Source organism: Rothia sp. CCM 9416 (assembly GCF_048513535.1).
Classification (GTDB): domain Bacteria; phylum Actinomycetota; class Actinomycetes; order Actinomycetales; family Micrococcaceae; genus Rothia.
Map to the genome: position 1 here is coordinate 22,517 of NZ_JBLXXR010000003.1, position 22,257 is coordinate 44,773.

General features: G+C 55.9%; 19 protein-coding genes. 9 read left to right on the top strand and 10 right to left on the bottom strand.

Features of this window, described 5'->3' with window-relative positions; all coding sequences use genetic code 11:
- Window positions 1-70 precede the first annotated feature (70 nt).
- Window positions 71-1,420 carry a Na+/H+ antiporter NhaA gene (gene nhaA, locus ACN080_RS02205; RefSeq protein ID WP_419111179.1) on the bottom strand — a complete coding sequence of 450 codons (1,350 nt, stop codon included), beginning with the start codon at window positions 1,418-1,420 and terminating at the stop codon, window positions 71-73.
- Between the two features lie 321 nt (window positions 1,421-1,741).
- Between nhaA and ACN080_RS02210 the strand changes: the two genes are divergently transcribed.
- The 3 genes from ACN080_RS02210 (at window position 1,742) to ACN080_RS02220 (ending at window position 4,775) form a co-directional block, all read left to right on the top strand.
- Complete coding sequence (locus tag ACN080_RS02210) at window positions 1,742-2,272, top strand: MarR family winged helix-turn-helix transcriptional regulator (protein WP_419100341.1); 531 nt, start codon at window positions 1,742-1,744, stop codon at window positions 2,270-2,272.
- A 781-nt stretch (window positions 2,273-3,053) separates the two neighbouring features.
- Window positions 3,054-3,686 (top strand): superoxide dismutase, encoded by a 633-nt coding sequence (locus ACN080_RS02215; RefSeq protein WP_419100340.1) that lies wholly within the window; start codon window positions 3,054-3,056, stop codon window positions 3,684-3,686.
- 165 nt (window positions 3,687-3,851) lie between these two features.
- Window positions 3,852-4,775, top strand: a complete 924-nt coding sequence (locus tag ACN080_RS02220; protein ID WP_419104982.1) for a thermonuclease family protein — start codon at window positions 3,852-3,854, stop codon at window positions 4,773-4,775.
- 40 nt (window positions 4,776-4,815) lie between these two features.
- Here ACN080_RS02220 and ACN080_RS02225 read toward each other — a convergent pair whose 3' ends face one another.
- Both ACN080_RS02225 and ACN080_RS02230 read right to left on the bottom strand, forming a co-directional pair.
- On the bottom strand, window positions 4,816-5,676 hold the full coding sequence (locus tag ACN080_RS02225; RefSeq protein WP_419112929.1) for a thermonuclease family protein: 861 nt from the start codon (window positions 5,674-5,676) through the stop codon (window positions 4,816-4,818).
- On the bottom strand, window positions 5,673-6,503 hold the full coding sequence (locus ACN080_RS02230; protein ID WP_419100337.1) for an NUDIX hydrolase: 831 nt from the start codon (window positions 6,501-6,503) through the stop codon (window positions 5,673-5,675). The genes ACN080_RS02225 and ACN080_RS02230 overlap by 4 nt, the downstream gene beginning before the upstream one ends.
- Window positions 6,504-6,873: 370 nt before the next feature.
- On the opposite strand from ACN080_RS02230, the gene ACN080_RS02235 reads away from it, so the two are divergent.
- Window positions 6,874-8,073: a hypothetical protein gene (locus ACN080_RS02235; protein ID WP_419112930.1), complete on the top strand. Its 1,200-nt coding sequence runs from the start codon at window positions 6,874-6,876 to the stop codon at window positions 8,071-8,073.
- A gap of 91 nt (window positions 8,074-8,164) precedes the next feature.
- Here the strand turns inward: ACN080_RS02235 and ACN080_RS02240 are convergent, their stop codons facing one another.
- Window positions 8,165-8,485: a putative quinol monooxygenase gene (locus ACN080_RS02240; protein WP_419100331.1), complete on the bottom strand. Its 321-nt coding sequence runs from the start codon at window positions 8,483-8,485 to the stop codon at window positions 8,165-8,167.
- Window positions 8,486-8,682: 197 nt separating this feature from the next.
- Between ACN080_RS02240 and ACN080_RS02245 the strand changes: the two genes are divergently transcribed.
- The 3 genes from ACN080_RS02245 to ACN080_RS02255 all read left to right on the top strand — a co-directional run bounded on the left by ACN080_RS02245 (window position 8,683) and on the right by ACN080_RS02255 (window position 10,584).
- Window positions 8,683-8,898, top strand: coding sequence for a helix-turn-helix transcriptional regulator (locus ACN080_RS02245; protein WP_419100330.1), 216 nt, complete (start codon window positions 8,683-8,685; stop codon window positions 8,896-8,898).
- Between the two features lie 2 nt (window positions 8,899-8,900).
- A complete protein-coding gene (locus ACN080_RS02250) occupies window positions 8,901-9,389 on the top strand; it encodes a hypothetical protein (protein ID WP_419112931.1) in 489 nt (162 codons plus the stop codon).
- A 133-nt stretch (window positions 9,390-9,522) separates the two neighbouring features.
- Window positions 9,523-10,584 carry a zinc-dependent alcohol dehydrogenase family protein gene (locus ACN080_RS02255; protein ID WP_419100325.1) on the top strand — a complete coding sequence of 354 codons (1,062 nt, stop codon included), beginning with the start codon at window positions 9,523-9,525 and terminating at the stop codon, window positions 10,582-10,584.
- 82 nt (window positions 10,585-10,666) lie between these two features.
- Here ACN080_RS02255 and ACN080_RS02260 read toward each other — a convergent pair whose 3' ends face one another.
- From ACN080_RS02260 to ACN080_RS02280, 5 genes are read right to left on the bottom strand one after another with little or no spacing between them, the layout of a single operon-like run.
- A complete protein-coding gene (locus ACN080_RS02260) occupies window positions 10,667-11,527 on the bottom strand; it encodes an anchored repeat-type ABC transporter permease subunit (protein WP_419104974.1) in 861 nt (286 codons plus the stop codon).
- Window positions 11,524-12,246, bottom strand: a complete 723-nt coding sequence (locus ACN080_RS02265) for an anchored repeat-type ABC transporter ATP-binding subunit (RefSeq protein WP_419112932.1) — start codon at window positions 12,244-12,246, stop codon at window positions 11,524-11,526. Before ACN080_RS02265 ends, ACN080_RS02260 begins: the two co-directional genes overlap by 4 nt.
- Window positions 12,243-13,256, bottom strand: a complete 1,014-nt coding sequence (locus tag ACN080_RS02270) for a choice-of-anchor M domain-containing protein (protein ID WP_419112933.1) — start codon at window positions 13,254-13,256, stop codon at window positions 12,243-12,245. Before ACN080_RS02270 ends, ACN080_RS02265 begins: the two co-directional genes overlap by 4 nt.
- A gap of 43 nt (window positions 13,257-13,299) precedes the next feature.
- A complete protein-coding gene (locus ACN080_RS02275; RefSeq protein WP_419112934.1) occupies window positions 13,300-14,877 on the bottom strand; it encodes an anchored repeat ABC transporter, substrate-binding protein in 1,578 nt (525 codons plus the stop codon).
- Window positions 14,870-17,020 (bottom strand): TIGR03773 family transporter-associated surface protein, encoded by a 2,151-nt coding sequence (locus tag ACN080_RS02280; protein WP_419112935.1) that lies wholly within the window; start codon window positions 17,018-17,020, stop codon window positions 14,870-14,872. Before ACN080_RS02280 ends, ACN080_RS02275 begins: the two co-directional genes overlap by 8 nt.
- Window positions 17,021-17,177: 157 nt before the next feature.
- Between ACN080_RS02280 and ACN080_RS02285 the strand changes: the two genes are divergently transcribed.
- Window positions 17,178-20,000 (top strand): choice-of-anchor M domain-containing protein, encoded by a 2,823-nt coding sequence (locus ACN080_RS02285; protein WP_419112936.1) that lies wholly within the window; start codon window positions 17,178-17,180, stop codon window positions 19,998-20,000.
- Window positions 20,001-20,188: 188 nt separating this feature from the next.
- Window positions 20,189-21,424: an NRAMP family divalent metal transporter gene (locus tag ACN080_RS02290; protein WP_419112937.1), complete on the top strand. Its 1,236-nt coding sequence runs from the start codon at window positions 20,189-20,191 to the stop codon at window positions 21,422-21,424.
- Window positions 21,425-21,543: 119 nt separating this feature from the next.
- On the opposite strand, the gene ACN080_RS02295 is transcribed toward ACN080_RS02290, so the two are convergent.
- The gene (locus tag ACN080_RS02295) at window positions 21,544-22,236 is read right to left on the bottom strand and encodes a GntR family transcriptional regulator (protein ID WP_419112938.1); all 693 of its coding nucleotides are present in this window, start codon (window positions 22,234-22,236) and stop codon (window positions 21,544-21,546) included.
- Window positions 22,237-22,257 lie beyond the last annotated feature (21 nt).

Below are 22,257 nucleotides of genomic sequence, written 5' to 3' on the forward strand. Positions count from 1 at the left end.
GGGACTGAAAACCGCCCCCTGTGTCTTGTGGAGAGGGGGCGGTCGATGAAGAGGTGGGCCAGGCTTCTTGTTACTGGGAGTCTTGAACCCTGGCGCTGTCATCGCTAAAGACATCGGGGATGCCGTCCTGGTTTTCATCCAGGCTTTCCTTCACTTCAACCTGCTTGTAATGCTTATTACGGAGTGACAGGATGGTTGCCCCACCTAGGGCGGCACCTACGGAAGCGGTTAAGATAGCAACCTTGGCGGCATCGTTGTGGGGGGAGCCCAGGCCGAAGGACAGCTCAGCAATAAGCAGGGAGACGGTAAAGCCGATCCCGGCCAGAGTTGCAACGCCTATAACGTCAATCCAGGCAATGTCTGGATCCAGATTGGCATGGCGTAGGCGGGTCACCAGCCAGGTGGAGGCGGTAATGCCGATCATCTTGCCTAAGATCAGGGCGGCAATGATGCCGTAGGCAATGGGTTCGCTGACCGCGTCCATAAAGCCCTGGACACCACCGATAGCTACACCTGCTGAGAAGAAGGCAAAGACGGGGACACAAAAGCCTGCGGAGAAGGGGCGGATACGGTGCTCCATGACCTCGGCTAGGCCGTGGTCGGCATCGGCGGCCTCGGTGCGCTTGTTATGGCGCACGGGAATCATAAAGGCTAGGATAACGCCGGCGATGGTGGCGTGAATACCAGAGTTGAGGAAGAGTACCCAGGTCACAAAACCGATGGGAAGTAGGATTAGCCAGCTCGCGGTAGGGGAGAGATGGAAGAGCTTTTCGCCCTTGCGAGCAATCAGGGCGTAGAGGGCAATCGGAATGATGGACAGTGCCAGGTAGCCGATTTGCAGGTCGCTGGTGTAGAAGATGGCAATAATCGTGATGGCAATGAGGTCATCGACTACGGCCAGGGTGAGCAGGAAAGTACGCAGCGCGCTGGGCAGGTGTGAGCCGATAACGGCGAGGACGGCTACTGCAAAGGCGATATCGGTTGCCGCAGGGATAGCCCAGCCCCCGATTGCCTCATCGCTACCTCGCAGGTTAATAACGGTGTAGATAATAGCGGGTAGAGCGACACCGCCGGCTGCGGCCACAATGGGGACGAGGGCTTTGCCGGGGTTGCGTAAATCGCCTTCGACAAACTCTTTTTTGAGTTCAAGGCCGACTAGGAAGAAGAAGACAGCTAGCAGGCCGTCGGCGGCCCAGTGTCCGATGGAAAGCTTAAGGTGCAGGCCCCAGAAGTCGGCACCCAGGTAGGTATCGCGCAGGCCAAAGTAGTGTTCGGCGGCAGCTGAGTTGGCAAAGATGAGGGCCGCAATAGTTGCGACCAGCAAAATGATGCCGCCGGTAGATTCCTTGGAAAGAATCTCGGAGACACGCTGAGACTCCCTGTAGGAGCCGCGCGATAGGACGGTGTTTTCTGAGGACATAGGGCTAACCTTTGGGGTCGATGACAGATGTATCACCGCTGATTTCTAACTACCAAGGGGAGTGAAGCGATAGACAGCTTCGTCTTGTGAGCTCGCCTGGTGTTGAGAGAGTCAGCGAGCCGACCAGTCTTCCCGGCACACCTTTAGTGATTAAGCCTATCAAATGGTGGAGCGGGGTAAAAGCTTGGTGATGGCGGTGGTGCCGGTCATTCTCATGGGGTGAGCAACACATTGAGCACGGGGGTGGCTAGAGCGGGCCCATCTTTCAATGAAACTATAGACTTGTTGAATAGATGATTCTGCTGATTACCTTGAGGAACCATGAGCACAGAAAACTCCACGCCTGTTGGTGTTGATACCACCCGCTGGTTATCTGAAGAAGAACGTGAAGGCTGGCTGTTTATATCGTCCATGATGTTTAAATTGCCGGGGCAACTGGAAAGTCAGCTTCATAAGGACTCGGGGCTGAGCTTCGTGGAGTATATGGTCTTGGCCATGCTCTCAGAATCCAAGCAACATAAGCTCACTATGACCGAGCTGGCTTGCCAGACAAACACTCTTCTACCGCGCCTTTCTCGCGTGGTGACCCGCTTAGAAAAGTGGGGTTTTGTAGATCGCAGCATCTGGGAAAAGGATCGCCGCGTGTCTATCTGTCACCTTTTGCCTGCTGGTCTGGACAAGGTGCAGGAGGCCGCGCCGGGGCATGTTGAGGCCGTTCGGAGTATCATTTTTGACCGGCTCAACGCCCGCCAGGTCAAGTCACTTGCCAAGATCGGTGAGGCCGTTCTGGGTGATAAGCCCAGTGCCGTCATCAACGTAGCGAATATTTCTTCTCTTGATGAGGATGAATAGTCTCACCTGTCGGACATCATAGAGACTTTTTAAAATATAAAGAACCTGCCCCACCGCACACAGTGGTGGGGCAGGTTCTTTGTGCGTGTGAAAACTTATAGTTTTTATCCACAGGTCTTATCCACAGTGTTAATAAGTTCCAGGGTTGTGATTACAAGCTTGTTATTTTGAGGGATCGGGTTCAGTACTTTTTGAACCGTGGCCCTCTGGTCCGTGCAGAATCAGGGGCACCTTGTGCTGCCCATGAGGTCACTCATGCGCCAACCATAAGATGTTGGGCTGCCGCCTACCCATTTTATCCCCACCTGTGGATAAGTCTGTGAACAATTTCCACTTAAGGTGGGGAAATCGCTAAAAGCCTGGGGAAAAGCCCTCTCTAGAGCCTTAATGACCATGCTTTTCGTGGCCTTTTAACGCTTTGTCCACAGGCTTTCTCCACAAGTGGAACCCCCAGGGACAGTCTAGCTCTTCGAATAACACCCTTGTATTTTCGAAGATTGAGGGCCTAATGCTTACCCCTGTGGGTGGTGTGGTATCGAATATCTTCGAAACTCACGCTCCTGTAATTCGAATATCCCCAGTTTTATCCCCACCTGTGGATAACTTTATATCCTGCCCGGTGGAGAATTGTGGATAACTGCTTCCACGGGGCTCCCCTAGCATCAGCGCAGGAGCAATCCCGCAGACAGATAGGAGCCGCCCCGTGACCGCTTGGCCCCGAGTGTGTAGAGTTAAACCCAGAAAGACCCTAAGACAGGGCCTTTAACGAAAGGAACACACCATGGCAGAGAAGTACGCTCTTCCTGAACTCGACTATGACTATGCGGCGCTAGAACCCCACATCTCAGCACGCATCATGGAGCTACACCACTCCAAGCACCACGCCACCTACGTTGCTGGAGCCAATACCGCCATCGAGAAGATGGAAGAAGCCCGCGCAAACGGCGACTTCGCCAACATCGGCAAGCTCTCCAAGGACCTGGCCTTCAACCTGGGCGGCCACACCAACCACTCCATCTTCTGGAAGAACCTCTCACCCGAGGGTGGCGACAAGCCCACCGGCGAACTGGCCGCAGCAATCGACAACGACTTCGGTTCCTTCGACGGCTTCCGTGCCCACTTCGAGAACGTAGCCCTCACCATCCAGGGCTCTGGCTGGGCAATCCTGGCCTGGGACACCGTCGGTAAGCGCCTGGTCATCGAACAACTCTACGATCAGCAGGGCAACATCTCCGTAGCCCTCATCCCCGTCCTGCAGCTGGACATGTGGGAGCACGCCTTCTACCTGGACTACCAGAACGTCAAGGGCGACTATGTCAAGGCATTCTGGAACATCGTCAACTGGGCAGACGTTGCAGCACGCTTGGACCGCGCTGTATCCCAGACCAAGGGCCTCATCATCCCCGAAGCTTAAGCCCAAGAAACTAGGCTCAAGCAGGCACCCGCGCCCCTCCCTGACTGGGGAAGAGCGCGGGTGCCTTCGTCATCAGTGGGCCAGACAAGCCGGTCGCGGCACAAGAAGGACGGAGCCGCCCCACCTGCTGGCTGCTATGGTCTTCAACCCTAAGGAGTAAAACCCATGCGCCCACACCGCTACACCACACCCATGACGGCTCTGGCCCTCGGTGCGCTCACTTTTACCGGCTGCGGTCTGCTGGGCGGTGGCCAGGAAGAACCAGCTGAAACCACCCCAACTGCCACCCCCACCGAAGACCTCACCAGCGCTCGCATTATCTCGGTAAAAGATGCAGATACCATTGTGGTGGACCGTGATGGCGCCACTGTAATCGTTGACCTGATGAACCTAGCCACCCCTCAGACCAGGCACGACAACCCCGATATACACTGCCTGGCAGAAGAATCCACCGACTACCTCACCCGTATGCTGCCGGTGGGCTCACCTGTGGAACTAACCTACGATACCGCCCTAGGAACCGGCACCAGGCCCAGCCCCACCGAGTCAGCAGCTACCGAGCCACCGCCCACTGTCACGGCCGGGGTCACCCTACCTAACGGCAAACTGGTCAACGCTGAGATAGCCAGAGCGGGCTACGGGGTGGCAACCCATGACGGTGCTAGCCTCTACTACGATCAGGTCAGCCAAGCCCAAGACGAAGCTGACCAGAAACAAGCAGGCCTCTACAGCAGGGATATGGCCTGTACCCTGCCAGCTCAGCTCAAGACCGCGACCAATAACCTCACCGGGGCACAGGGGCTAGACCTCAAAGACCCTCTGGAAGAGGCAACCCAGCTCACTGGAACTCTCGCAGGCTACGAGAAAAACCCCGACCTGCCTCTGCTTGCCTCCATCGTTGAAACCCAGTCTGTCAAAACCCAAAGAGCGGCCCTCACCCGTGCCCACGAAAGCAAAAGGGTTGCTTACACTGTTGCCGAAGAGGCTGAACGGGAGCAGAAAGCTAAAGAAGCCAGCGCCTCCCCGCCCCCTAGCGCTAGGGACCAGGGCAAAAAATCAGCCTCCGGTGAGCCCTCACCCAAAAAGTGAGGCCACCGGAGGCCAAGAAAAAGTAGTAAAGCTGTAGGTTTTAGGAGCCGGGACGTGCCGGGGTGCTTTGCGCCCCGGACTTCTTCTGCTGGTTTACACTGGTGCCATTCTGTGGATAGAAATCATCACCGAGGGTCTGCTCCAAATCTGTCAGTTGCTGGGAGACAGAATCCAGAGTGACGATAGAGCCCACCCATTGGGCCGGTGACTTAACCTGATCCTTGAGTTCCCGGTAGAAAGCAGAGGCATCTTTGTAGATTTTTTGACGTTCTGCCTCCTTCTGCTGGTCCTCAGCAGAGGCGTCCTGGCCGGTATTGACCTCCCAGGTTTTGGCGTCGTCAACAGCCTTCTTCTGCTCCTGGATCAGCGCGGGGATAGCGCATTTAAGGTCGCGGGAATAAAGGCCCAGGCCCTCGTTGGCGGCATCCTGTTGGGCTTGAGAAATCTCGGGGTAGAACTTATCGCTGGCAGTGGAGAAAGTTGTGGCTACCATACCGGCTCGTGCCATATCCCGGTTGATGAAAGCGTCACCCGAGTAAACAGCGGCCTCAACATAGCCGGTCTTGCCGCGCTGGTTCTCATCAAATTTGAGCGTCACCTGGCTGTTGGCAGGTAGTTTCTCTGCAAGAAGGGCTTTTGACTCATCGACCAGGCAGTCACTAGAAAGTGCCAGCCCGTTGGGGGAAGGCGCAGCAAGATTAACTAGACGGACCTGCTTTTTAAGACCCTCGATCTCTGCGGTAAAGGTGTTCGCTGATTCAACGGAAACAACGGTAACGGTCATACCGTCCGTGTAACTGATCGTGGGAGAAGACGTCGCCGTGCTGTTGGCTTGATCGTTCTGGCCGCAACCGGTCAGAACAAGCAGCGCACTAGCGACTAGGGGGATAAGACGCTTCATGAAAGGGTGCCTTCCTGGGCTTTATAAGCGGCCTCGCGGTACATGCCCAAGGGGCCTTGATCCGCAAATGCGCGCGAATGGTTATAACGGTAAAGACGCGGCGGGCGGTGGCGGGTTCCCTCAACCCGCTTGCCGGTGTCAATGATTGATTTTGAGGCCGCAATCTGCCGGCGGAAGTTAGCCGGGTCTAGGGGGCGCCCCAGGATAGCTTCGTAGACCTCACGCAACTGGGCAAGAGTGAATTCTTCCCCCAGGAAAGAATGTGCGATACGGGAATACTCCACCTTATTCTGCAAACGGTAGAGGGCGTATTCAACGATTTCATTGTGGTCAAAAGCAAGAATGGGGAGCTCATCGATGGGGAACCACCGAATGTTCTCGTGGACGCGGGTGCGCTTGACCTCGGTCTGGGGGATAGAGGCCCAGTAGATGATAGAAACTACCCGCTCGTGGGCGTCCTCTTCGGCGGGTACGGGGAGTGACCCGCCCTCACGCATAATCTTGTAATCGGGGGTGCGGTGTACGTCGCCAAAGGCGTAGAGCTGTTCAAGATAGCCCGGTACCAGCCCCGTTGCGCGCTTGAGAGTGGACCCTGCGGCTTCTTCGAGCGAGAGCTCCGGGTGTAAGGGCCCACCGGGTAGAGCCCACTGGCCCTTGTAGGGTTCGCGTAGACGGCGTACAAGCGGTAACCAGAGGGAGTGGTGGCTTTGGCCCTCCTTGCGGCGCAAGGCCAAAATCACTGTAGAAACAGCAAGCGAAACCGAGGTGTGATCGGCATCGAGGTGCTCTTCATGGTGGCTCTGGGCAGCCGGCTCAGGCAAGGTCATAGGGTTCCCCACGGTTAGCGATGGTCTTGTCTCCTACATTCTAGTCAAGAAAAAGGGGCAGAGTTCGTGCGGGAACGGAAGAGCAACCTTTCGCGGGGCTTCTTCAAGCGCGGTGGGCCCTGCAAGCTACCGGTCTTGAATCGGTAGCTGGAGACATCATTAATTGGTTTCGGGGAAGAAATGTACTTATGGAAAGGCGCAATCGGAGGGCGGGTTCACTGCCAGTCGGGGGAGCTACATCAGGGTTGTGTGAAGCAGATACATATAATTATTATTAATTTATAATCCGCATTGTTTTATCGTGGTGAATTTTCTGGGGAAGGTACTCCACAAAAATAATGGGGACAGGTATCAACAAAGAAGTTGAGAAATGATGAAAAAAATAAAATTATTTTCTTGTCTTTCAGCCATTGCCCTCCTGACTGGGTGTGGCCTGTTCTCACCGACCATGCCCCAGTATTCGCCTCAGGAACAACTATCCGATGGGGCTTTCGCCGTGTATCTCGCGGGGCGGTATGATTCGCCGCTGCCGCAAAATCCTGGGAGCGGGATCCTCTTTTACCACCCCGAAAAACAGGAGTGGTCGCGGCTGGACCTTAAAGGTCTGGACGGCGGGGCCCTTAGTTTTGATGGTCAAGAGCTTCACTACAAAGATAAGGTGAACGACTACATCTTGAGCGCCGACGGGGTAAAAACCATAGAGCACCCCCAACAAGAAATGCTCACTATCTCTGAACAGATACCCCTACCCGGTGAAGGAACTGGATCTATCGCCCTTGTAAATTCAGGGAACCCCACCCAAATTATCACCGTACAGGGCCAAGAACGCACCCTCCACGAGGTACCTGATTCTCTTTCCATGATGGCGACCTGCCCCGACGGTACGGTGTGGGCTATGGGCCAAAGCGGGGAGATGAAGGCAGACCCCGTTGAGTCAGCGTACCCACCGGATCGGCTTTATAAGCTCTACCCAGAGTTCTCAGCTACCCCCGTCGCCGAATATAAGAGTGAGCAGCCGGCGAACACTACCCAGCATTTTGTCTGCTCTGACAATGTCATCTACTACATTATTGACAGCATCACCCCGCCTGCTGAGGGCCTGGCCTACGCTGGCCCCGAGCACTACACCGGGTCAAAGCTGGTCTCCTATGACACGCAGACCGGCGAGTATCGGGAGCAGGACATAAGCGGGGACCTGGCCACCCGCCTAAATGACCAGATGTGGAGCCCCACCCTCTCACCGCTCTATCTATACGATGGGCACCTGTGGTGGGTATCGGGGTACGGCAAAGTGGTGAAAACCGACCTGGCAACCGCCCAGAACACGGTAGCTTTCGACCTGGGCGACTTCGAGCCGAGTAAGGATATCGGCTACCTGATGCAAGAAGATAAATACCTCTTCCGCTTTATATTAGACCTTTCGGGGGAGACCACCATCTACCGCTACAATCTAGAGACTGAGCAGCTAGAATCACGCGCTACCGTACCTGGTGTGGGTGATGCGACCCCCAGCGACCAGCACCCTTTTACCGTTGAGGTCCTGGACCTTGAAGCACTGCTTAAGCTGTGACGCCTGCGCCCAGTAATTTTCTGACGGAGCCAGGTCAAAAGGGGCGGCCACATGCGGTGGCCGCCCCTTGCCTGTGTTGGGGTGTGCTGGATTAGTCGATAGTGAGTTCGCCCATGCGGTCCCAATCATTGCCCTCAATGAGGCGGGAGATAATCTTGGGGGTCTCGGCCAGCCAGGGGCGCATACTCTCCATGCCCTTGGCGAAGTGCTCGGACTTAACGTGGGCTTCTGCTGCGTCGTCCTTGAAGGCTTCGACCAGGACTACCTCGTTGGGGTTCTCAACGCTCAGGGACCATTCGTACCACTTGTTGCCCGGCTCTGCGCGGGTGGCCAGGGTGAAGTCGCGGGCGGCTTCTAGGAATTCTTCACGCTTGCCGTCTTTAACCTGGAATTTAACCACAATAAAAATCATGCTCGGCTGTCCTTTGCTTGATGGTGTCTTGCACCTTTAACCCTAGATCTACTGGGTATCTGGCTCAAGCCTTAAGTCGGGGGTGTGGGGAAAGGCTACAGGCGCTGAGGGAGCCCGCCACCTCTCAGTCAAATATAGTTGTTCTTATGTAAAGAATAGTTTACATTTAAGGGGAGGCCTCAACCCGAAAGAACACTATGACACCACAACCAAGCACCAACCTGGTGCGAAAGTACCGGCGGTGGAAGGAACTATCGCAGGCAGAACTTGCCCAACGGGCAGGGGTGTCCCGCCAGACCATCGCCAATATTGAAAAGGGCAACTATGCTCCCTCGGTCTACCTGGCCCTGATGATCTCAAAGATTCTGGGCAGGTCGGTGGAGGACATCTTTGACCCCCGAGAAGGTGACTAAACATGAGTATCAACCAGAGAATCTTGGACCGCTATGACGCATCTATGGATGATGAATTTGAGCGGCAGGCCCTCTATAGGGCTATCGCAATTTCCTATGCCTGGGTCATCAACTTAATGTTTGGGGCTTGCGCAGTTCTGGCCTGGGTCTTGCCCGGTTGGTATGCCATGTGGGCTGTGCTCCCCCTGGGGGTGCTTATCTTCTCAATGACGATCAGAGACTTCTGGCTACGTCAGCACGCTCCCAGGCCTCGAATTACCCCATACTCAAAAGTTGGGTTGGTGTTCGCCCTTGTGGTTTCCATGCTCATGATGAGCGGAATCTACCGCAACATTCTGGGGCTTGTAGACCCCGATATGTCACGCGGAATGATTGTTGGTGGTGTAGTGGGCGCCATAGGGAGTCTCTTTGTACTGCGTGATATTTCTACCAAGCAGCGCCAACGGGACCGCCAGCGCCTGGATGCCCAACTGGAGGAAGAAGGTAATTAGGGGGTACGCTCAGGCGCTCTCTTAGGGTGGAACTAGCCTTAATATAAAAAATTTTTGATGTGTAGCCATACCAATGCCCTTACAATGGTGATTGGGAGCACATCCCTGCTTCCTTTTGTCCCAAGGAGAACCCATGAAAGCCCTCGTCTACCACGGCCCCGGCAAGCGCAGCTGGGAAGAAGTACCCGACCCCACCATCATTGAACCTACTGACGTCATCGCACGAGTAGATACCACCACCATCTGCGGAACCGACCTGCACATTCTCAAAGGCGACGTACCCGCCGTCGAGCCCGGTCGAATCCTAGGCCACGAAGCTGTAGGAACCATCACCGAGGTCGGCTCCGCCGTCACAGAGCTCAAAGTCGGGGACCGCGTTATCATCCCCGCCGTCACCAACTGCGGCAAGTGCTCCTACTGCAAGAAGGGCCAGTACTCCCACTGCCAGACCGTGGGCGGTATCGGCTGGATCTTTGGGCACCTGATTGATGGCACTCAGGCTGAGTATGTCCGCGTACCCTACGCAGAGACCTCCCTCTACCGGGTTCCCGAAGGCTTGGCCGATGACCAAGTACTCTTCCTGACCGATGCCCTGCCCACCGGTTTTGAAATTGGAATCCTCAACGGCAACACCAAGCCCGGTGACACCGTGGCTGTTGTTGGTGCTGGTCCCGTTGGTCTGGGCGCGATCATGACCGCTAACCTGGCCGGTGCCGGTACCGTTATTACCGTGGACATGGATGAAAACCGTATGGACACCGCCCTAGAACTGGGGGCAACCCATAAGGTTAATGCTTCAGAGCCCGATGCTGTCGAAAAAATCAAGGCTCTATCCCCAGATGGCCTAGGTGTGGACGTTGCTGTTGAAGCCGTGGGTGTACCCGCAACCTTTAAAACCTGCACCGAAATCGTACGGCCCTACGGCACAATCGCTAACGCCGGCGTCCACGGTAAGGCTGTGGAACTACCCATCCAGGACATGTGGATCTCCAACGTCTGCATCAACATGGGCCTGGTTAACTGCAATACCGTGGAAAACCTGCTCAACATGGTGCGCTCAGGTCGCCTGAACGCTAAGGCTATGGCCACCCATTACTTCACCTTTGACCAGTTCGAAGAAGCCTACGACCTCTTTGCTCATGCCGCAGAGAACAAGGCCGTCAAGGTTGTCATCTCCCGTGAAGCCTTGAAATAACAGTTCACCGGGTGTCTGTAGCTCATGGCTACCCCGCGGAGAAAGCGGGGTAGCCATCTCCATACCGGTCACAGGCTAAGGGTCAGCCCGTCATGAGCGCTGGCCCTTTTAGTTTTCCTTTCAAGGCGCTGACAGCAGAGCTCACCAAAAACCCTGCAATCATGGTCAGTACAATCACGCCTCCGGTTGGCAGGTTAAAAGCCCAAGAGAAGTAAAGCCCGGTAGCTGATGTCAGCACGCCAAAGAGCGGCGCAAAAACCATCATGCGCCCCAGCGTTCGGCAGACCAGTCGAGCGCTGGCCGCAGGGATTACTAGCAGAGCTAGAACCAAGACATTGCCCAGGATCTGCAAGGAAATAACTACAGATACCGTTACCACCACATAGAGCAAGACATCGAGGGCCAGGACAGGCAGGCCTGCTGCCCGCGCGCTCTCCTTATCGAGAGATACCGTCACAATCTCCTGATGAAAAACACCTAAGACCAGTATGAGCGTAGCTGCAATACCGGCTGCTTGAGCAACATCTGACCCTGAAATACCTACGATTGAACCAAAGAGAAAATCCTGAACCGACCCTGAATACCCCGGTGCCAGCGAAATAAGCGTGATACCTAAAGCAAATGAACCGGCAAAGAAGATACCGATGACCGAGTCCTCTTTAAGCTTTTGATTCTGGCTAAAAAGCGCGACCATTATTGCGGTAATAACCCCAGCTAGCAGGCCCCCCAGAGCTAAAGAGCCTCCCATCACAAAGGCAATAGCTAGGCCGGGAAAGACAGAGTGCGCCACTGCATCACCAATAAAAACCATGCCGCGCATGACCACATGGCAACCAACAATTCCGGTTACCACCGAGGCGATAACCACTGCGGCCAAGGCGCGAGTTAAAAAGGCTAAGTTTGGATTAAAAAGATCTTGGACAAACTCAAAGGGGCTAATCATGCTGGGCTCACTCTGTCGTGATGGAGGAAGGTATAGAGTTCTTCTACACTGTGCTGGGAGGCGGGAGCATCAAGAACGAGACACCGCTGAAGCCCAATAATGCGTGAGCAGTAGGCGCGGGCTGCCACCATGTCATGAGTGGACATGAGAATAGCCAACCCGCTGGCGGCTAGTTCTTGATAGAGACGGTTGAGACAGGTCTGGGTGGGGGCATCAATCCCTGTAAAAGGTTCATCCAGTAAAAGTAATTGCGGATCGGATGCTAACGCTCGTGCTAGCAGAACACGTTGCTTTTGCCCGCCTGAGAGTTCACCTATAACCCGGTTCCTCAAAGGAGTCAGTTCAGTCCGATCTAATGCCGAGTAGACAGCCCGCCAGTCAGATGTGCCTGCCCTACGGAACCAACCTATAGCTTTGGTGCGACCGCTGAGTACAGCTTGCTCAACGGTGATGGGGAAGTCCCACTGGAAGAGATGCTTTTGGGGCACATAACCAATCTGGGCGCGGGCTGTGATGGGGGGTTTCCCGAGTACCTGGATACTGCCACAGTGGATTGGTACCAAACCTAAAATTGAGCGCAGGAGGGTGGTCTTGCCCGCACCGTTAGCGCCGATAAGACCCACAAGTTCACCGGCTTCCAGATCCAGGTTAAGACCTTCTAAGACCGGTTGCTGAGGGTAGCCTGCGGTGAGGTTGCGGATGGATAGAGGGAGAGTCATGAACGCTCCCCAGAGTTCTCACTGAGGGCCCTTGAACGGGCACCTACAGAGCGCCGGAGCAGGTAGAATGAGCCAGCAAGCAGGAAGAGCACCAGCAGCCCTATTCCGGTAAGGAGCGCTGGGGAAAGAGCCTGCTGTGGGCTGACAGAGCTATCTTCTCTAGGGGTCTTACTAGCCTGAGCCGGTACAGTTGAGGGCGCTGCTAGGTTGGTGCCCGAATCTTTATGCTGGTCTTTTGTGCTGAGGACTCTCGCCCCAGAGAATACCTGTTCTGTCTCTACCTCGGAGCCAATTGCAAAGAGTAGCTGGGCGGTATCGCTAACCTGCCTTCCATCTGATAGTTCAGCGTGCGCCCGCACCGTAAGGTAGTAGGCACCGGGGCGGGTAAAAACCCAATTGGCGTGAACATGAGTATTCGGTTCCACAAAAATATCTTGAGGTCCTGCACTGTTTGAGTCCCAGAGGACCTCGGGAGCGGCAAAATTACCGTTCTCAAGGTAGAGGAAAAAATCTCCAGGGCCCTCAACTTTTTCCAGGGTGAGGGTGACCCCGCGCCCAAGCTCTTCCACAACCTGCGGGTTCTGAGTATTCCAGCCGGGCCACACTACCCCAGCCGCTTCGGTTTGGGGGATGACATAGACCTGCTCACCCGGTGGAGCATGGACAAAAGAATAGCGGGGATCATCGGGTACAGCCATGAGAGAAGTGTCATTGCCACGAAGCACCACCTCTGCCGGATCACGCCAGACAGGTGAGAGACCGGAATCATCGCGAAACATGAGTTCCCAAGAACCGTCAAATAAAGTAGGGCCTAAGTCGATATGACCTTCCGAAATTTCGTGTTGGCCTGTCACGGTGGGTTCATCGGACGAAAGGGTCTGTTCTAGTGCGCGCTCCTGGGCGCTCCTGTTATCTTCTGCGGCAAAGGAGGCTGACCCTAGAGGTGTGCCTGGCAGGAGGAGAAAAGTAGTAAGAGTGAGCGCTGTAGCGAGACGAGATATACGGTTCATAACTGTCCTCGGTAGGGGTGCAGGTGGGCTGGTGGTGCAAGGCTCAGGATCTAGCGGAGCACTGAGCAATTGTGTGTGCGTTTTTTAACATCATGTGGCTGTAGGTCGGGGCGGCAGAGTCTATGGTGTCGGAGTAGAGTTCACATACTTTTACCCCTAGCTCTTCACTGACCTGTTGGAGTACCGGCGTCCTTGTAAGGTTTTTGTGTTCTGTATAAAGGGCCGGTACTCCTAAGTCGGTGATAGTGCGGCGGAGACGTTCTCGTTGCTGGATACTGGGTTCTACCCCCGGGCCGGCAGAGACATACCCGGCTACGGTGAGGCCGTAGGTTGAGGCAAGATAACGGTAGCCGTCGTGGGTGGTCACCAAGTTAGTTTGGCTACTGTTAAGCCCTCCGTAGATTGCTGTGAGTTCCTGGTGGGTGGAGGAGAGCTCTTCGAGAAGAGCATGGGCATTAGCTCGGTAGGTGGAGGCACCGCTTGGATCTGCTGTGCTGAGGGTGTCTCGCATCAACTCAACAGCTGCCATGGCGTTAGGTACTGAATGCCAGATATGGGGGTCTATCTCACCGTGAACATGCTTGCCGAGTACAGCCTGGGCCAGCAGGTACACCTTGGTCCCCGGCTTGCCAAGAAAACGGTACTGGCTGCCAGCGGGTACTTCTTGCAAAGTGCGTGAAGGTACCGCGATAACAGTGGTTGCCGGATCATGGTTCTCTATCTGGCCATCTGAATCTGTGCGTATTGTTAGGGTTCCGGTGGCCAGATCAGCATTCAGGTCGGCATGGCCATTATTGAGTACGGTCACGGGGCTACCTGTCTGTTCTTGAAGTTGCTGAGCTAACTCCTGGGGGTCAACCCCCACCGCAAAATGAATAGTGGTGGCAGGTACTTCTTTGAGGCCGGTGAGGCTTTCCCCCTGGGCTGTGTGGGCGCTGGCTTCAAGATCAAGCTCATATATACCAGGTTCTGCATATGACCATGACAGGTGGGTGTGGGCCTGCAAGGGGAGGGTGGTCTCCAACTGCCGGTTCTCGTCGGATGCCTCCATATGGGTTGAGTCTGCCACCATTTCTACCGACCCAAAGGTGCCGGTAATAAAAGCAGCTAACTGCCCGGGACCCTGAGCGCGACTTGCCCGGAAGGCGACAGACGCATCTCTTGCCAGGTCTAGATCCTTAGGTGATCCTGATGTGCGTAGCCCCAGCCAGATGGAATCCAGCGAAGCATCTTCTACCAGAGGCAGCAGGGTCCCACCGTAGCTTTCAATTTTTTCCGCTACAGCTACCGAAGTGGCTCCTGCAGGCAGGTTGGCATCTATAGTACGGACGAGTTTCTGCTGCTCAAGAAGCAGGCCATTGGTAAAAGCTACATCTGCGTAAGCTATATCGCGCACGTTCCTCAAGGAGGGCTCATAGGTATGGGGGTCAGCCCCCGCCGGAATCAGTGAAGTAACCTGGGCCCTATCGCCGGCCACGGCTCTAGCCAAGTCAGCCATAATGGGCGTTGAAGTTACTATATGGAACCCTTTTTGCTGCCCAGCATCCCCAGCGCTGCATCCTGCCACTAAGGGCAGGAGCAGAGCTAGGATGCTAGCTACCACAGGGTAGGACCTATTCATGGGTGCTGACCCGGCGGGCTGAACGGCGTTTGATCAGCAGTAGCAAGGTGCCCAAGGTTACGGTTGTAAGCCCACCCGCTAGCAAGCTCTTGGCTGTGGAGCCGGTGTAGGCTAACTCCCCGCGGGCAGATTTTCGCTGTGCGCTCGCTAGCTGTTCGGCGCTTAGATCACAGTTTTCGCCCTGAGCGGTCTTGCCTACAATGCGTACCTTGGTTCCATCGGGGCGGGTGACGATATCTGCCTCATTCTTGATGGCCTCTGAGCTCTTATTCTGCTCTGTCTTCTGATCGGCTTGCTGCTCTGGTTTCTGATCTGCACTCTGTGAGGTATCACCTACTTCAAAGCGTAAGGTGCCGGAGGCTGTTGCCCTCTGCCCATTTTTGAGTGGTACTGACCAGGTGAGGGTGGCGGTATACACACCCTCTTCTGTAAAGATCCAGTTACCGTGCTGGTGGGTGTTGAGTGGCACCGAATATGTGTCCCCCACCTTGTTGAAGACAGTGGTTCCCGCGGCCCCGAAGTTGCCCGAGAGGAAGACTGATAGTTGCCCAGGTCCTTGGAGCTCACTGAGCCTTAGCTCCACGGGGCCGGCGGCCTGGGCGACGAGCTCAGGGTCTTGGGTGTTCCAACCTAGCCAGGGAACATGGGGTTCTTGGGTGGCACCGATTAGGTAAATTTCACTGCCTGCTGGGGCGATATGTTCCATCCCGGCAGGTAAGGAGGTCTTGGCATCTTGACCAAGGATAAAGGTCAGAGCGGCGGGTTCTTTCCAGCGGGCAGGGGAGGTGCGGTCATCTTTGACGCGGGCGGAGAGGCTACCTGACTTTAAGACCGGCCCAAAATCGAAATGCCCGCTTGAAACGCGGTCGGCCTTAGTGTTCACAGCTCGCATCACACTAAGAGCTGGCTTCTGGGCTGAGGTAGAAGAGGCCCTAGCTTGTGCAGAGGTTGGCCTACCCTTGGATGCTACTGCTGTATGAACCTGCTCCTCAGTGGCATAGCACTGGGGCGCGATCGTGGCCTGTTGCCTGTCAGCTCTAGTTCCTTGCTCCTGAGCGCTTGGCTGGGAATGGGATGTTTGTGCAGGGGAGGGCTGGGCGGCCGGGTTGGCCTGCTGGGAGACTGTAGCTTCTTCGTCAACGCGCTCTTGGGTTTGGGGTGCCGGGTGGGGTGCCGGGGGATCGGCAAGATCCTTCTCCATGCTTTGTGGGCTGGCTGCCGGGAGCCTGCTAGCTTCTTTCTGGCCAGCGGTGGTGCTTGCTTGCTCACCAGCTTCAGGCTGAGGTGGAGCGGCGGCAGCTACAGGGGGTTCAACTGCAGCGGGTTCAGCTACCTGCTTGGTGGGCTCTGGGGTTGCCGGCTGTGAGGGGTCAGGTTTTCTTGGAGTGCTGTGGTCCTTGGCATCTTCCCCTTCGGGATTTGCTGAAAGTTCTCCTACGACAAAGGTGTATGTCTGTTCTGCAGAAACAGGGCTACCGTCTGGGTAGGAGCCGCTGGCCCGGAAGGTTAGTTGGTAGGTTCCGGGGGTGGTAAAGGCCCAATTGGCATGAACATGGGAGCCGACAGCTTGCTGGTGGGCAGCTAGCCTCTGCTGGGAGCTAAATATTCGGGTGGTTCCAGTGAGTGATGACTGGAAGACCTCTACAGCACCATTTTCAGGGGTCCGCGCCTGGATAAGTTCAAGGTTGAGCTTATCCCCTGAGAGCTGCCCGGGGCGGATATCTTCAGTGTTCCACCCGGGCCAGAGGACACCTTTGACCTGGGTTTGGGGGGCTAGCCAGATAGTTTCACCCGGTTTTCCAAGAAAGTCGAACCCCTCAGGGATGGGTAAGCGCGTCTCTTCTCTATCTTCAAGGTTAAAAACTGTCCTTGCAGGGTCGAGCCTACTTCTGGGGGCCTGGGGGAGGTCTGCGTAGGTAAACATATCAAGGCCGTCCTGGCCTAGAGCTAGGGCCAGGGCATCCGTATGTTCAGTGTGCAGGACGGTCTTCGATGCTTGGTTTATGTCTTGTCCCTGGATGGAAGATGAGCTGTTGATTTCTAGGGGGGAAGGTTGATCCTGGGCAAGTGCTGGGGCGAGAGGGCTCAGGCTGAGGGCAAGAGCCAGGGCGGTTACAGAGAGGGGGCTTTGAGGGCGGTACATGGGTGTGCTTTCTATTTGCCTAAGTATGGGACGGATGGGTTCTGAGGGGAAATCATTTGATTTTTATCAGAAGTCAGTTTATCTTTAATGATAATCATTCTCAAATAAGGGTGGGTTGTTGATACACCCTCCCGGCAAGCGACACAGAAAATACACCGTGATAGTCAAGAAACATACACCTCGCAAGAGCCTTTCTAAGGCCCGTCTTCTGACCCTGTCCTCACTCGTGCTGGCCTCTCTTGTGGCAGGCTCGCTCCCGGCTACAGCCGGGCCTGATGACGGAAAAATTATTACAAGTCGGGCACACATTGATGCCCCCAAGACAGCCTGGATCGATAACCATTTTGTGCTCCGTAATGAAGCCCCTGCTCAAGGGGATAAAGAGGGCCCCTATAGCGCTGATGAAAGCATCATCTGGTTAGGCAAGGGCTGGTCAGAAATGACAGGTAGGAGCCAGTACACCTTTACCGTCGATGAATCGGCAGAGCAGAGCTTTTTGGGTAAGCCAGGCGATACTCTCTACATGGCACCGGGCCTGCCGGAGGGGAACCATGACCCTGCTTGGGTTGGTTTTGGTGCAGAGACTGATATCCCCGTAGAGGACTTTAGAGATGGAACTTTCGCCCTGGATATCATGGATGTTAACGGCCCGGGCGAAATGGAACTCTTCCGCTACCACCATCAGTGGGATCCATCTGCTCTCAGGCGTATGATGAGCTCCAAAACTCCCGGCCTTAATTCGTCCTTGCTTCGCCCCGGTAGCCATACCCACAACGCAACCACCTTTACGACCGCTGGTCGCTATGAGGTGACTTATCGGACCGTTGCCCGTGGCCTTGAGGGCCAGCTAATTCAATCAGAACCCACCAAAATTATTTGGCAGGTCGGAGGCCGATCCCCCCAGCCGGGAGATGGCATCCCCCAGGGTCTCAGCACCCTCGAACGCTACCAGCAGGCTCCAGAAGGCAAGCTGGCAGATATGGACTACAGGCTCAGCATTCGCCCCTACAGGGAAGGCCAACGCTCCGGCGATCAGAACCTCACCCATATTGCTTTTGAGGCTGATAACAGCTCTCTTGAAGGGACTTTAACGCTTTTTAACAACGGATACTTTTTGACGGATTTGCCGGTTTCGCAGGGTAGGGCCAGCTGGGATGAGCTTCTGGGGAGCACACCTGGGCAGCTACAGGCTGTCTTTACCCCAAGTAGTGAGCATGATCAGGCGGCGCGCTGGATCTCTCAGCCTCTTGACTACGCCCCCGGTGTAGAAGCCTCCAGAGATTCCTCGGAAGGAGAAGGGAGCTGGCCGCAAGAGCACAGGGACCCAGATAACTTCACGATGACCGGTGAACTTTACCGACCCAGTAGCGGGGACTTTACCCTTACCCTTGAGCCTACAGAGCGGGAGGGGTACAGCAAGCTGATAGTGCAAGCGAAAGACCCCAACTTCCGAGGCTTCCTAGCTGGTGGTTTTAAGGAGGCTGACAGCCAATACTATGACTCCACTTTTGAGGGGCATTTTGTCAACGGTATCGCTGAATACGTTTACCAAGATAGCTGGTTCTATGATGGGGAAAGTGTTATTGCTCAAATTATCCCCCACCCCGATATGCAGGCTCAGGCAGCAAGTATTCAGGTAACAGACTCCTATGCCCAGGGGAAGAGCTATCAGGCTCAAGGAAGTATTACCCTGCTTGATGAGCCAGACCCGGTAGAACCTCAAGACCCGGCACCCCCGGCTGATCCTGCGCCGGCTGATCCTGCGCCGGCTGACCCTGCCCCCGAGACCCCAGCTTCAGCCCCACAATGTTCCATAGAACCCTACAAGGGAAGGTACATCCTGACAGAGGGCCATGTAGATATTAAGGCTCAGCTCGGAGAGCAGGGACTCAAGACATTCTTAAAAGATGAAACCCGACAGATCTCCCGTCAGGCAACTGAGCGATCACTTGATGAGGTCGTCTTTGCCGTAGGTAACCAGGCAAGAAATCTACGTCAAGGACCGCTCACAGCCCCGGAGCTAGATTTTCTGGGTAAAGCTGGAGACTCCTTCTATGGCCTACCCCAAAATCAAGAGCCGGGCATCATCTGGCCAGGGTGGAATACACAAGATATTGACTACTCACGTCTTGAAGGCCCGGTTGAGCTACACCTGAACCCGGTTCACAAACCGGACGGTAGCAACTTCGCTATCTATCAAGAGTCCCCCTTTACCGGGGTGAACCTACTTGCGGATTCCCGTAAAGGTGATTATCTCATCCCGGTAGACTTCCCCACCCACGTACACGCTTACTGGGTGTTCACGGCCCCCGGCATCTATGAATTTGAGGCCTACTACAGTGCCAGAACCCTTGACGGTGAGCAGAAAGCATCCCAACCCCAAAAGCTTGTATTCCTTGTAGGAGATCAGGCTATTGAGGACTGCCAGCAGGATGGAAAGCCGGTCGAAACTGGCACGGACCCGGCTCCTTCTGAGGGAGCTACCGCACCAGCCCCGTCTCCAGATCCCTCAGCTCCGTCTCCTGACCCCTCAGCCCCGTCTCCTGACCCCTCAGCTCCGTCTTCTGACCCCTCAGCCCAAACCCCAGAGCAGGGAAGCGAAACCAAAACCCTGCAAGGCCCCGCGGACAAGGGGGAAGGCCCCAGCGGTAAAACCCAAGGAGCTAGCGGACCCGAAAGCCCCAGCCCCAAGGAGGAAAGTCACCATAAATTCCACCAGCTAGAGACCAGTGGCACTATGAATCAGCAACCAACCAGCACGTCCCCCGCAGCCCCAAGCGAACCCGGGAAGACACAGTTGCTGGCCCCTCATAAGGAGCAGGAACCGGCTCAGCAAGCTCAAGAAGGGGGAGCTCAGCTTCCACCATCCTTAGCATCCACAGGCGTATCAGCAGTGGGGCTCCTGGTGGGTCTTGCCGCCCTGGCCCTGCTCACAGGAGCAGTATGCCGAAGCTACCGCAAGGCTAAACCCTCAAGATAAAACCAGAGCATGTAGCCACCCCCTGAGCAGGGGTGGCTACACGCTAAGAAACAGACCGCCCGGCAGCTCCGGGTCCACGCTTTCGCAGCTTTCTCCCACGCCAATAAGCAGTCATTCTGTAATCTATGTCTATAAACCGAGCACTCATGCCCTCCCTTACCGGGGCATGACAACCTCCAAGGAGAGACATGGCAGATGCACAAGCCCTGATCACTGACCAAGAGCAAGCCGCCAAGGGCCGCCGCACCGCCCTACTCGGCTCACTCTTTCTCATGGCCACCAGCGCCATCGGCCCCGGCTTCATCACCCAAACCGGGCAATTCACCTACACAATGGGCGCGGCTTTTGCCTTTGCCATCCTGATCTCAGTTCTGATCGATGTCGCCGTTCAGCTCAACGTCTGGCGCGTCATCGGTGTCTCCGGACGCAAAGCCCAAGAACTGGCTAACTCCCTGATCCCCGGCCTGGGCATCTTCCTAGCTATCCTGGTAGCCCTGGGTGGCTTCGTCTTTAACGTGGGCAACGTAGCAGGTGGCGGCCTGGGCATGAACTCCATGCTCGGCATGGACGCCACCACAGGCGGCATCCTCACCGCCGTCCTCGCTATCGGTGTCTTCCTCTCCAAGCGGGCAGGTATGGCCCTGGACCGTATCGTGGTTATTCTGGGTGCCATCATGATCCTGGCAACCCTCTACGTTGCCGCTGTCTCCAACCCGCCCGTAGGGGACGCCCTCAAAAACACCGTACTGCCCGAACAGGTTGACTTCACCGTCATCACCACCCTGGTCGGCGGCACCGTAGGCGGCTACATCACCTACGCCGGTGCCCACCGCATGTTGGAGGCCGGAATCCACGGCGCAGAACACGTCAAAGACATCTCCCGCTCATCGGTCACCGGCATCATCATCACCGGTGTGATGCGCTTCCTGCTCTTCCTCGCCATCCTGGGTGTTGTCGCCACCGGCGTTGCCATGGACACCGAAAAATCTATTGCCGCCCAAGCCTTCGGCATCGCGGCAGGCGAAATAGGCATCCGCATCTTCGGCCTAATTCTCTGGGGCGCTGCTATCTCATCGGTCATCGGTGCGGCCTTCACCTCCGTTTCCTTCGTGACCAGCTCTAAGACCTCCGTCACCGTCAAGAACGCGCTGACCATCGGTTTTATCGTTATTTCAACTGTCGTCTTTATCATTGCCGGTAAAGCACCCTCCACCCTGCTGATTGTGGCCGGTGCAGTCAACGGTCTGATTCTGCCCCTTGGTTTTGGTGTGATCCTCTTTGTGGCAACCTTCCGTGCCAAGACCCTGCTAGACGGCTACAAGTACCCCATCTGGCTGATTGTGATTGGCTGGGCCTCCTGGCTCCTGACCATCTACCTGGGCTTCAACTCACTCAGCGGTATCGCCAAGCTCTGGGCCGGCTAAAACCAACCCGCTCAAAAAGCACCGTGCCTGTCAGCGCTCAACTAGCCGACAGGCACGGTGCTTTTGTGTTAAAAAGGCTGATTGAGTTAAATCCTGTAGCACTGCTTTGGCACAAGCCCTTAGAGTACAGGCTCCTGCAAAAAACGGTCACGCGAAAGATCCAAATAGGCCCGCAAAGCCCGATGCGCCGCCTCCCGTTGCCCACCCTCAACCAGGGCAAGCAACTCGGCGTTCTTCTCGATAAAAGGCGCATGAAAACCCATATCGTGTGACAACTCAAAGAAAATCAGCCGCATCTCCGCCAAAATACGGGACATAGCCCGATTCAGCCGCTGCGACCGAGCCGAAGCCACCAGAGCACGGTGGAAATCCTGGTTAGCGCTCGCCATTTGGGGCACCTGCCCCCGGGCCTGGGTGGTACGGGCCCGGTCAATAGCTGCACGGGCATCACTGTTCTCCCCAAGCGGGGCGAGGCCAATCGCGGCGGACTCAACAGCCCACCGCTCAATAAAGAGCTCCCGCACCTGCTCAGCATCCGGCTGAATCACGAAGACTCCCCGGTAGGGGATCCTCTGCACCAGGTTCTCAGCTTCAAGCTCAGTAAAAGCCTGGCGCAGGGTGTTGCGGGAAACATCGAGCAGGGCGGCTAGCTGTTCTTCGACCAACTGGGTGCCGGGGGTCAGCGCAGCGGCATCCATAGCGGAACGCAAGGCAGAAGCCGCCCACTGGGGAGCCTGCATATCGGCGGGCCGATGGGTCGCTAGGGTGCTCAGCTCCGGGGTAAAGGCGGCATCAAGGGATTGGGAAGTCACAGCACTATCCTACGGGTGCCC